Here is a 12,456-nt window from a genome sequence, read left to right as displayed (position 1 = left end):
ACCGTAGGTCCCGGAGGGCTCTGAAAGGGGCGTTGTAATTGCTTTGAGCCGGGGATGTAAAAAAAACTGTATACTTTTGTAAACCTAACAAGAGCGTATTTATGGCAAAAAATTTGGTTATAGTGGAGTCACCCGCCAAGGCGAAGACCATCGAAAAGTTTTTAGGAAAAGACTATCAGGTGGAGTCGAGCTTTGGCCATATTGCCGATCTTCCGGCAAGGGAACTGGGTGTAGATGTGGAGAAGGATTTTAAACCAAAATATGTAGTGTCTTCCGATAAGAAGTCGGTGGTTAAAAAGTTAAAAGACCTTGCGAAGAAAGCCGATCTGGTTTGGTTAGCAAGTGATGAAGACCGCGAGGGGGAGGCTATTGCCTGGCACCTGGCGGAAGAGCTCAAGCTCAAGCAGGACAAGACCCGTAGGATCGTTTTTAATTCCATTACCAAGAATGCTATTCAACGCGCCATTGAGAATCCGCGTACCATAGACTATAATCTTGTAAATGCCCAGCAGGCCCGTAGGGTGCTCGACCGTTTGGTGGGGTATGAGCTTTCGCCGGTATTATGGAGAAAGATCAAAACCGGACTCTCGGCGGGTAGGGTGCAGTCTGTGGCTGTTCGTCTCATTGTGGAACGCGAGCGTGAGATCAAGGATTTTACGCCTGAAGCTTCGTTTAAGATCGCTGCAGTTTTTGCTACAGAAGATGGTAAGACGTTTAAAGCAAAACTGGGTAAGACCTTCGATTCTGTCAAAGAGGCCAGGGCTTTCCTGGAAAGTAATATAGGGGCCAATTTTAATGTGGCTTCCCTCGATACCAAGCCGGCGAAGAAATCCCCGGCGCCACCCTTTACTACCTCTACCTTGCAGCAGGAGGCTTCGCGTAAGTTGTATTTCTCAGTGGCCAAGACCATGAATCTTGCACAGCGTCTTTACGAGGCCGGACTCATTACCTATATGAGAACCGATAGTGTGAACCTGTCGCCCGAAGCAATAGGGGCAGCACAGAAGGAGATCGAGAGTTACTACGGCGAGGAGTATAGTAATCCGCGTAACTTCAGTAGTAAGTCGAAAGGAGCTCAGGAGGCTCACGAGGCGATCAGGCCTACCGATATGAGTAAGCATACAGTGAGTATGGAACGCGATCAGGCCAGGTTGTACGAGTTGATCTGGAAGCGTACGCTTGCGTCGCAAATGAGTGAAGCCCGCCTGGAGCGCACCAATGTAAAGATCGAATCGAATACCCATAAAGAATTGTTCCTCGCCAATGGAGAGGTATTGAAATTTGACGGATTCCTCAAGGTGTACCTCGAAGGAACCGATGATGAAGATGAGGAGCAAAGCGGAATGCTGCCACCACTTAAGGAGGGGCAAAAGGTGCTTGATCGCATCATAACAGCAACCGAAAGATTTACAAGACCACCATACCGTTATACGGAAGCTTCCCTGGTGAAGAAACTCGAGGAGCTCGGAATTGGTCGTCCGTCTACCTATGCGCCTACCATTTCAACCATTCAGAACCGTGGTTATGTAGAGCGTGGGACTGTTGAAGGAACGGAGCGTGAATACCAGGAATTGACCCTCGCCAAAGGAGAGCTTGTAGAGAAGAAGCTTACCGAAATGGTCGGATCTGATAAGGGGAAACTCGTGCCTACCGATATCGGGGCTATCGTGAACGACTTCCTGGTGAATCATTTCTCCGGAATTCTGGATTATCACTTTACGGCTAAGGTCGAAGAACAATTTGATGACATTGCCTCCGGTCAGGCCGACTGGACGGAGATGATGAAGCTCTTTTATAAGGATTTCCATCCCCATGTTAAGGATGTTGAAGAGAATGCCGACCGCGAGAGCGGGGAGCGCGTGCTGGGTGTAGACCCTGAAAGTGGTCGTCAGCTTAGCGTGCGTTTAGGGCGTTTTGGTCCGATGGCACAGATCGGAACGGCTGATGAAGAAGAGAAGCCGAGGTTTGCCAGCTTATTGCCCGATCAGTCCTTAGATAGTATCACTCTTGAAGAAGCTCTTGACCTGTTCAAGCTGCCGCGTAAACTGGGTGTTTACGAAGGGCAGGAAGTAGAGGTTAATGTAGGGCGTTTTGGGCCTTATGTGCGTTTCGGAAAGAGTTATGTTTCCCTGGATAAAGGAGAAGATGTGTTCGATGTAGATATGGATCGCGCTGCCGAGCTTATCAGGGCCAAGCAAAAGGCCGATGCGCCTATCGCTGCCTATAAAGGTAAGGACGTGACCAAAGGGAAAGGGCGTTTTGGTCCTTTTATCAAATGGGATGGCATGTTCATTAATGTGAATAAGAAGTACGATTTCGACAACCTGAGCCAGGAAGATATCGAAACCCTCATCGAAGATAAATTGCAAAAAGAGCGCGATAAGCTCGTGCAGCATTGGGAAGATGAAGGGATACGTATCGAAAAGGCACGTTGGGGTCGTTCTAATATTATAAAAGGAAAGGTTAAGGTAGAGCTTTCAAAAGATGTAGATCCTACCAAGATCACCCTTGACCAGGCTAAGGAGTTGTTGGAGAAAAAAGCCCCAGCCAAGAAAAAGACCCGAAAAACCAAAGCTAAAAAATAACCTATGAATACCGACTTTCTCTCTCCTGTAGAGAGCGTGGTCCTTGCCCACAATGAGCTGTTGCCGCCCCAGGCGATCGGGAACAGCATCCAGATCCATTCAGAAAAAGAGGGTATGCCCGAATTGGAAGGTGTAAAAATGGCCCTTATAGGCGTCGATGAATTTCGAAATGCCAAAGTGCAACGCGAGGATCATCTGAAGTTAAAGGAATTCAGAAGGCAGTTCTACCGATTATTTATGGGGAACTGGTCGCAAAAGATCGTCGACCTCGGAGATCTCCGTGCCGGAGATACGGTTGAAGATACCTATTTTGCCCTCTCGAGTATTACTGCCGATCTTTTAAAGAGAGGAGTTATTCCGGTGGTTTTTGGCGGAACTCAGGATCTTACCTATGCCATGTACAGGGCATATGACACCATGGAGCAAATGGTGAACCTGGTTACAGTAGATAGTAAATTCGATTTTGGGGAAGCCGATGAGTTGATCTCTTCAGATTCCTATATGAATAAGATCATCGTGAATCCGCCTAACAATCTATTTAACTTTTCAAACATCGGGTATCAGACCTATTGCAACGCCCAGGAAGAGATCGATCTTATGGAGCGTTTGTTCTTTGATGCCTACCGCTTGGGGGAAGTGATCCACGATGTTACCGTCGTTGAGCCGGTATTTCGCGATGCCGACCTGGTGAGTGTCGATCTTACGGCAGTACGCGCTGCAGACCTGGGTTCGCTTCCGCATAACAATCCGAACGGATTTGATGGCAGGGAGATCTGTGCTATAGCCAGGTATGCAGGTATCAGTGATAAGGTAACCAGTTTTGGGTTGTTCGAGTGTGAGGCTTCTTCCCAGGGGGCACAACTCGCAGCGCAACTCGTTTGGTATTTTATAGAAGGGGTAAACATCAGAAAGAATGATTATCCTTTTGCTTCTGTAGATAATTTCACTAAGTATATTGTCCCCATAGACGATATGGATATGCTTTTCTTTAAAAGTAATATTTCAGGAAGATGGTGGATCGAAGTGCCTAAAAATCAAGAATCGCATAATAATTCTGAAAGGCAAACGTTATTACCATGCACGCAGGAAGAATATCTGCGCGCTACAGAGGGCGTAGTCCCTGAAAGGTGGTGGAAAGCCTGTAAGAAAATGATTGTGTAATAAGTTCTATAATAACAAATTGCGATTTGTACACTTTGTTTTGTAGGCTTTTGACAACAAAAAAAGTACGATTATTGTTTTTTTGGAATTTATTGGATAGGTTTACCATCCTGAATTTATGAATGTAATTTAACCTCATTAATGCATATGAAAAAGCTATTTCTATTAGCATCTGTTACATTTCTATTGGCCAGTTGTGGGTCAAATGACAGAGGAGAATTAGTTGGTGTAAGCGGTAAAAGCTGGCATCCCGAAAAGCCCTACGGAATGTCACTGGTACCAGGCGGATCATTTATCATGGGTAAATCTGATGATGATGTAGCCAATGTTCTCAATGCTCCTACCAAAACCGTTACTGTACGTTCTTTCTATATGGACGAAACCGAGATCACGAACAGTGAGTACCGTCAGTTCGTACATTGGGTAAAAGACTCTATCGTACGTACCCGTTTGGCAATTCTCGCTGAAGAACTAGGTGAAGTTCCCGGGAACGGAGGGATCGGAGAGTACGCCTTTAAAGATGCCGATACCACAAACCTTTCTGAATATGAGAAGTATATGCTTTTCAACTACGGAGGTGGTATGGGTGAAGAAAGTTACAGAGGCCGCCGTTTAAATAAGGAGGCTGATCTCGTTTGGGATAACCGCGATTATCCTGATCAGTACTACGCTGAGGTGATGGATTCTATGTACATTCCCGAAGACGAGACTTACAACGGAAGAAGAACTATCGATGTAACCAAACTTAAGTATGCATATAACTGGATGGATATCCAGGCAGCAGCCCGTGCAAAAGGACAGGGTAACCGTAAGGATTTTATCCGTAAGGAAGAAACCCTTGTGTATCCCGATACTACTGTATGGATCAAAGACTTCGCTTACTCTTATAACGAGCCTATGCACAACGACTACTTCTGGAGTGAGGCTTATAGCGAGTATCCTGTAGTAGGTGTTTCATGGCACCAGGCTAAAGCATTCTGTGCATGGAGATCGAAATACAAGAACGACTTTAATAAAAGCAAAGGTAAGCAACCGGTTAACCAGTTCAGACTGCCAACCGAAGCAGAGTGGGAATACGCTGCCCGTGGAGGTATCGAGTCTGGAACATACCCTTGGGGAGGTCCTTACATTCTTAATGACAGAGGATGTTTTATGGCCAACTTCAAGCCGCTTCGTGGTGACTATGCTGCAGACCAGGCATTGTATACTGTAGAAGCAAAATCTTATGATCCTAACGATTACAACCTGTACAATATGGCAGGTAATGTGTCGGAGTGGACCAATTCATCTTACGACCCCAATTCTTACGAATACGTTTCGACCATGAACCCGAACACCTATGATGGTGAAAACAAACGAAGAGTTATTCGCGGTGGTTCATGGAAGGATGTTGCGTACTTCCTTCAGGTAAGTACGAGAGATTACGAGTATCAGGACTCAGCTCGAAGCTATATCGGCTTCAGAACAGTTCAGGATTACATGGGTACTGACGTTACCCAATAGCCAAACCACCAAATTATATAACTTAACTCAACTAAAATTAGTAACTATGGCACAAGCAAAATCACAAAAAAAGTTATTCAACATGGCCTACGGGCTGGGAGCATCGGTAGTAATTCTCGGTGCATTGTTTAAGATCCTTCACTGGGAGATCGGACCTGTAAACGGGGCGGTTCTTCTTGCTTTCGGACTTATCACTGAGGCCCTGATCTTCGCGATCTCTGCCTTCGAACCGGTAGACGATGAACTTGATTGGTCTCTCGTATACCCGGAACTTGCCGGAGGAGAGGCAGTCGGAGGTAAAAAGTCTGCAGGAGCTGAAGTACAGGAAGCTGAAGGGATGCTTTCTAAGAAGCTTGACGACATGTTGAAAGAGGCTAAGGTAGATTCTCAGCTTATGGCGAGTCTTGGTGAGAGCATCAAGAACTTCGAAGGTGCTGCCAAGAGCATTGCTCCTTCTGCTGAAGCGCTTAATTCTACTAAAAAATACAGCGAAGAGGTATCTCTTGCAGCTGCTCAAATGGAATCGCTTAACAGTCTTTATAAGGTGCAACTCGAAAGTGCAAGCCGCCAGGCTGCCATCAACGAGGAAGTGGCTAACAACGCCGGTGCCCTTAAAGAACAGATGGAATCTCTTGCCCAAAACCTTTCTTCTCTGAACGGAGTTTACGGTGGAATGCTTTCTGCAATGAACAAGAGCTAATTAGTAATTTATTAACCCTTAAATCCTAATTAGTTATGGCAGGAGGAAAACTATCACCGCGGCAGAAGATGATCAACCTGATGTATCTGGTGTTCATCGCGATGCTTGCGTTAAACATGAGTAAAGAGGTACTCTCGGCTTTCGGTCTTTTGAACGAAAAACTTGAAGTATCTAATGAAAAAGCCACCCTTAGTAATCAGATGGCGTATAACGGACTAAAGCAGAAGGCTGCCGACCAGCCGGAAAAATACAAGGCTATGCTCGAAGAGTATAACGGAGTAAATGCGATGTCCGGAGAATTCTACAACTACGTAGAAGAGATCAAGACCAAGATCACTGCTAAGGTGAAGGAGGAAGATCTTGAAAGCGGAAACTATGAAGTGATGGACAAGGCAGATGATCTTGATCAACTGTTCTTCCAGGGAGATAACTACTCTGAAGAAGGTCAAAAATTCATAGACTTCCTTAAGAATTACAAGATGCAGGCTATTGCTACGGTTAATAGTATTAACGATTCTTTAGTAGGTGCAGATCAAAAAGCTGCCCTGGTTGAAACCATTTCTGAGCGTTTTAACACCGGAGATGCTGAAGGGAAGGTAACCCGTAAGCGCGATGGTAAGAAAGCCGACTGGTTGAACTACCACTACGAAGGTTTCCCGTTGATCGCTTCATTGACCAAATTGACCAATGTACAGTCTGATATCAAGACCACTGAAGAAGATATTCTTTCTGCAATGGTTCAGGGTCAGTTAGCTTCTGATGTATCCTACAGCAACTACTCAACCCTTTTGGAGCAGCCTAAGTCTGCTTACTATGCCGGTGAGAAGTTCGACGGAGCTATCGTTCTTGGAAGGGTAGATGAAAGTACCGTTCCGGACAGAGCAGAACTTACCCTTGACGGAAGAAAGCTTGAAGAAGGTAAGGACTACGAATTCGCTAACGGTCAGGTAAAAATGATGGTTAGTGCCGGTCGTCCCGGAGATCACAAACTGGAAGGTATGTTGATCTTTAAGGAAGACGGAAAAGAGATCGAAGTTCCTGTAGACAAGACTTTTTCTGTGATCAGTAAGCCTAATGCGGCTGTGATCTCTGCAGATAAGATGAATGTGGTTTACCGTGGTGTAACTAACCCTTTGACCATTTCGATTCCTGGTATTCCTGATAATAAAGTTACTGCTAGTGCAACCGGACTTTCAAGAGTTTCAGGTAGTAACTTCGCTATGAAGCCAGGGAAAGGTCGTTCGGTTAAGATCACTGCTAGTGGTACCCTTCCTGACGGACAGCGAGTGTCTTCAACCAGTGAGTTCCGTATCAAGGATATTCCAAGACCTTCAGGAACTGTTCGTGGAGAGTTCGGAGAGATCAAGATGCCACGTAATAACCTGGAGATCTCTACCATCGGTGCGATGCTTGAAGATTTTGACTTTGACCTGAATATCGCAGTTAGCGGATTCAAATTCAAAGTTCCCGGTCAGCCTACAGTACAGGTTAAAGGGAATAAGCTGGATGCCCGTGCCAAGGCAGCGCTTAAGCGTGCCGGACGTGGAGAGGCTGTTCAGATCTTCGATATCGAAGCCTATATCACCAATAACAGAGCGTATAAGCTTAAGAAAGTATCTCCTGTTGTTGTGGAGTTAACAAACTAATAAAGACTATTTTTTATGAATTGGAGAGGATTTATAGTAACGATTTCAGCCCTGTTTATTTCGGGTACGTCTATGGCGCAGGCCAACCTGCTTAATGCCAAGACTCCTGAGATGGTTGGGGTGAAGACCGCAGAGCAGATCGAGGCCGATAACGACGCACCGCTGCCATACGGTTACGTCGACGATCGCGACATCCTTTGGTCTAAGACCGTTTGGGAGCGTATAGATCTCGATGAGAGGGTGAACTTCCCATTCTATTATCCTATCGATACCGTGGGTATTGGGAAAGACAGAAGATCACTCTATGATGTAATGATGAAGAATGTAAGGCTCGGGAATATTGACCTTTATGCCGATTCTTATTTCACAGATAAACGAACCCTTAAGGATCTTGAAGCAACCTTGAAAAAGGTAGATACCACCGATCTTGGTTACGAGCAGCTAAACGCAGGGGAGATGATCTCACCTGAGTACATCAATGAGCGCGAGCTCACTGCTGCCGATATCGAGGAGTGGCGAATCAAGGGGGTATGGTATTTCGATAAGCGTCAGGGAGAACTTAAATACAGACTGCTGGGTATAGCACCTGTTGCTCCCGATGTGAACTTTATCGATGGTGAAAGCGCCGACCTCGTTGAGCTTTTCTGGGTATGGTTCCCGTCTGTGAGAAATATTCTTCACGAAGCTAAGGCTTTTAACAATCAGAACTCTTCCAGGCCGATCTCCTTCGATCAGTTGCTGAATGCAAGAAGGTTTAACGCCTATATCTATAAGGAAGAAAATGTTCAGGAAGACCGTAAGATCAAGGATTATATCCCTGATAACGCTCTCTTCCAACTGCTCGAAGCACAGCGTATCAAAGAAGGTATACGCGACAAAGAGCAGGATATGTGGAGTTACTAAACTGCCAAGATTCCAATTCAGTATATTATAGAGAACGCCCGGGAAACCCCGGGCGTTTTTTTATTCCTTCTTTTTGGTCCATTTTATTAGTTTCTCTTTCCTCTTCACTCTTCACCCTTAACTCGTAACTCTTCCCGCATCTCCATTTCCTCCTTTCTCTTTCTTCTTTTCTCTTTCCTCTTTCCTCTTTCTTCTTTCCTCATCACCCTTCACCACTTGCCGCATCTCGCATCTCGCTTCCTGCCTTCCCTTTTTTCTTTCCTCTTTACTCTTTGCTCATCTCCCTTCTCGCTTCTCTCATCTCTTTTCACTTTTCACTCTTAACTCGTAACCCGTAACCCGTAACTTCATAACCTCATAACCTCATAACCTCATAACTTCGTAACTTTACACTATGGTAGATTATATTGTAGTAGGCAGCGGATTGGCGGGGATCGCTTTCTGCGAGGAACTGCGAAAAAGAAAACGCAGTTTTGTGGTCTTTGACGACGGTTCACAGCAATCTTCCCGCGTGGGAGGCGGTATGTACAATCCGGTAATTTTAAAGCGTTTTACCCCTGTTTGGAGGGCTAAGGAACAGCTGGATGTACTTCCCGGTTTTTACAGTGCCATCGAAAAGCGTCTGGGGGTAACCCTGAATACGCCGCTCAGGCTTCTAAGACGCTTCGTTTCGGTTGAAGAGCAGAACAACTGGTTCGAAGCCGCCGATAAGCCCCTGCTGGCCCCTTTTATGTGCACGACCATTGTCCATCGTAAGATCGATGGGGTACACGCCGATCACGGTTTTGGTGAAGTGCTACATGCCGGATGGGTCTATAGCGGACTCCTGCAGGAGGCTTATATGAAGGAGCTCGACAAGGAGCACAGGCTCTATAAGGAGGCTTTCGCTTACGACGCCCTGGAGTGGACAGAGAACGGGGTGCATTACGACGGATTGAATGCCAAGCATGTGGTGTTTTGTGAGGGCTTTGGCCTCCATAAAAATCCCTTTTTTAACTACCTGCCTCTTAACGGCACCAAAGGAGAGGTGCTTGAAGTGGATATTCCCGGCCTGGAGATCGACCACATCCTTAAATCGGCTGTGTTCCTCTTGCCCTTAGGAGGTAGTCGATACAAAGTTGGTGCAACCTATAAGTGGAAGGATAAGACCAATGCCCCTACACAAGAAGCCAAAGATGAATTATTGGAGAAGCTGGAGCGCTTCCTGAAAATTCCGTATAAGGTCACCGCTCACCTGGCGGGGATCAGGCCAACGGTTGCCGACAGGCGTCCGCTGGTAGGGTCGCATCCGGAGCATTCGAATATTTACGTGTTTAACGGCCTTGGTAGCCGAGGGGTGATGATCGGGCCCTGGGCAGCGCCTATCCTTTTGGAGCACATCGAGAATGAGGGGGAGATCCCGTCAGAAATGGATGCGGTGCGATTTCAAAAACGATGGTTTAAAAAGGCCTAAGCCTTTCCGGCATCCCGCTCATACTTTACGAAGAAATTGATCCAGATATTTCTTGCCAGACGCATGATCACCGGCATGAATACCACCAGGGTACCTACAATACTCATAAAGGCGGTTAGCAGATCGGTGCCTATAAAAAGGAAGGAAACTACAAAAGCAGCCACAGCAAAGGCTACCCCCAAAGCGTAACTCACATACATGGCACCGTAAAAGAACGAAGGCTCCATCTTGTACTTCAGGTTGCAATGCGAGCAGGTCTCATTCATTTTCAGGGTGTTCATGAGGTTGTAAGGGTTTCTATACGTATACATGGACTCTTGCTGGCACCGGGGGCAAGTTCCTGTTAAAATGCTGTATAGTTTTGATCCTTTTTTTAACATTTGCAGAAATTTTAGGTAAAATTAGTGCTTTAGCACTAAGTGCCCTGTAACTATAGTCACAAAAAATGCTCAACGTACATAATCTATCGGTATCCTTTGGAGGGGAATATCTTTTTGAAGAGGTATCTTTTAAGCTCAGCCCGGGAGATCGCACCGGACTCATCGGAAAGAACGGTGCCGGGAAGTCGACCCTGCTCAAACTGCTCTCCGGTGATATGCAGCCCGACGAGGGCACCCTGGCAACCGATAAGGACGTGCGCATAGGATTTCTAAGGCAGGATATCGACTTCGAACAAGGATTTACCGTACTCGAAGAGGCTTATAAGGCCTTTGAAGAGATCAAGGGGCTGGAGCGTCGTATGGAGGAGATCAATGCAGCCCTGGCTGAAAGTACCGATTATGAGAGTGAAGCCTACCACGATCTGATGGTTGAGCTCAGTGACAATACCCATCGCTATGAATTGCTGGGAGGGTATAACTACCAGGGGAATACCGAAAGGGTGTTACAGGGGCTCGGATTTAAACGTGAGGAATTTGACAAGCTTACCGATACCTTTTCCGGAGGTTGGCGTATGCGTATCGAGCTTGCCAAGCTCTTATTGCAGAATAATGATGTATTACTACTGGATGAGCCTACCAACCACCTCGATATTGAATCTATTATTTGGTTGGAAGAGTTCTTAGTGGCCTATTCGGGGGCTGTAGTTATTGTTTCTCACGATAAAATGTTCCTCGATAATGTAACCAACAGAACGATCGAGATCTCTCTTGGGAAGATCTACGACTATAAAAAACCGTATTCTGAATACCTGGAGCTGCGCAAGGAGATGCGCGAAATGCAACTCAACGCACAAAAAAATCAGGAAAAACAGATCCAGCAAACCGAAAAGCTCATTGAGAAGTTCCGCGCTAAGGCTACAAAGGCCTCTATGGCGCAGTCACTCATAAAAAAACTGGAGCGCACCGAGCGTATCGAGGTCGATGAAGAAGACAATGCGGTGATGAATGTGCGTTTCCCGGTGTCGGTTCGTCCCGGAAAGGTCGTGATCGAAGCCGAAGGCGTATCAAAGCACTATGGTTCCAAAGAAGTGCTTAACGATATCGATCTCCTGGTGGAGCGGGAGCGTAAGGTGGCGTTCGTAGGGCAGAACGGACAAGGAAAGACCACGCTTGCAAAGATCATTGTAGGAGAACTGGAGCATGGGGGTGATCTCAAATTGGGGCATAATGTACAGATCGGGTATTTTGCCCAGAACCAGGCCGAATACCTGGATGGAGAGAAGACCGTTCTGGATACCATGCTGGATGCTGCTAACGACGGGAACAGGGTCAAGGTGCGTGATATGCTCGGTGCCTTTCTGTTTCGTGGGGATGAAGTAGAGAAAAAGGTGAAAGTACTTTCAGGGGGAGAGCGCAACCGACTCGCCCTATGTAAGATGTTGCTGGAGCCCTTTAATGTGCTCGTGATGGATGAGCCCACGAATCACCTCGATATACAGTCAAAGAACGTGCTTAAGGAGGCCTTGAATAATTTTGAAGGGACCTTGTTACTCGTGTCTCACGACAGGGACTTCCTGCAAGGACTCACCAACCTGGTGTATGAGTTTAAGGATGGGGCCATTAAAGAGTACATTGGCGATATCAACGACTTCCTGGAGCAACGCAAGGCGGCCAACTTCCGCCAGGTAGAAAAAGGAGATCCGGTCAAGGTGACAAAAAAGGCGGAAACAGCGCCCGTCAAATTGAGCTATGAGGAACAGAAAAAACAAAAGGCCCTCAGGAATAAGGTGAGCAAGGCCGAAAGTCGCATGGCACAACTGGAGAAAGAGATCAAGGCTAAAGACAAAGAACTGGCCGAGAATTATGAGGCCCTTTCTGCCGACCCTGATTTCTTTAAAACTTACGATGCTCTTAAAAAGGAGCTGGAAGCCGTCACCGAAGATTGGTTTATGTACAACGAAGAGCTGGGAGAGGCTTAGGTTCAGTCTTATAAAGGGGGCTTTCCTGTTGTTTGTTTTCAAAAACTTTCTTTAGCACTTATTCGCGTATTAATTGCGAACACCTGTCATATTTAAGAAAGTTTTAACCTGTTAAAGCGGCCTATATGGATAGCTTTGCAGCACTA

9 protein-coding genes are annotated in these 12,456 nt (G+C 46.3%); 8 read left to right on the top strand and 1 reads right to left on the bottom strand.

Features of this window, described 5'->3' with window-relative positions:
• Positions 1-101: 101 nt before the first annotated feature.
• The 7 genes from topA to IS446_RS09180 all read left to right on the top strand — a co-directional run bounded on the left by topA (position 102) and on the right by IS446_RS09180 (position 9,951).
• The gene (gene topA, locus IS446_RS09210) at positions 102-2,585 is read left to right on the top strand and encodes a type I DNA topoisomerase (RefSeq protein ID WP_203060054.1); all 2,484 of its coding nucleotides are present in this window, start codon (positions 102-104) and stop codon (positions 2,583-2,585) included.
• A gap of 3 nt (positions 2,586-2,588) precedes the next feature.
• On the top strand, positions 2,589-3,746 hold the full coding sequence (locus IS446_RS09205; protein WP_203060052.1) for a formimidoylglutamase: 1,158 nt from the start codon (positions 2,589-2,591) through the stop codon (positions 3,744-3,746).
• A 147-nt stretch (positions 3,747-3,893) separates the two neighbouring features.
• Complete coding sequence (porK, locus tag IS446_RS09200) at positions 3,894-5,249, top strand: T9SS ring complex lipoprotein PorK/GldK (protein WP_203060051.1); 1,356 nt, start codon at positions 3,894-3,896, stop codon at positions 5,247-5,249.
• 46 nt (positions 5,250-5,295) lie between these two features.
• Positions 5,296-5,949: a type IX secretion system motor protein PorL/GldL gene (porL, locus tag IS446_RS09195; protein ID WP_203060049.1), complete on the top strand. Its 654-nt coding sequence runs from the start codon at positions 5,296-5,298 to the stop codon at positions 5,947-5,949.
• A gap of 35 nt (positions 5,950-5,984) precedes the next feature.
• On the top strand, positions 5,985-7,595 hold the full coding sequence (porM, locus tag IS446_RS09190; protein WP_203060048.1) for a type IX secretion system motor protein PorM/GldM: 1,611 nt from the start codon (positions 5,985-5,987) through the stop codon (positions 7,593-7,595).
• Between the two features lie 15 nt (positions 7,596-7,610).
• On the top strand, positions 7,611-8,498 hold the full coding sequence (gene porN / locus IS446_RS09185; RefSeq protein WP_203060046.1) for a type IX secretion system ring subunit PorN/GldN: 888 nt from the start codon (positions 7,611-7,613) through the stop codon (positions 8,496-8,498).
• Between the two features lie 394 nt (positions 8,499-8,892).
• The gene (locus tag IS446_RS09180; protein WP_203060045.1) at positions 8,893-9,951 is read left to right on the top strand and encodes an NAD(P)/FAD-dependent oxidoreductase; all 1,059 of its coding nucleotides are present in this window, start codon (positions 8,893-8,895) and stop codon (positions 9,949-9,951) included.
• Here the strand turns inward: IS446_RS09180 and IS446_RS09175 are convergent.
• The gene (locus tag IS446_RS09175) at positions 9,948-10,331 is read right to left on the bottom strand and encodes a DUF983 domain-containing protein (RefSeq protein ID WP_203060043.1); all 384 of its coding nucleotides are present in this window, start codon (positions 10,329-10,331) and stop codon (positions 9,948-9,950) included. The genes IS446_RS09180 and IS446_RS09175 overlap by 4 nt on opposite strands.
• Positions 10,332-10,396: 65 nt before the next feature.
• On the opposite strand from IS446_RS09175, the gene IS446_RS09170 reads away from it, so the two are divergent.
• Complete coding sequence (locus IS446_RS09170; protein ID WP_203060041.1) at positions 10,397-12,310, top strand: ABC-F family ATP-binding cassette domain-containing protein; 1,914 nt, start codon at positions 10,397-10,399, stop codon at positions 12,308-12,310.
• Positions 12,311-12,456 lie beyond the last annotated feature (146 nt).

The organism is Robertkochia sediminum (assembly GCF_016786255.1).
GTDB lineage: Bacteria > Bacteroidota > Bacteroidia > Flavobacteriales > Flavobacteriaceae > Robertkochia > Robertkochia sediminum.
Note: the sequence above shows the minus strand (reverse complement) of the source record. Positions and strands in the feature narration are given on the sequence as shown.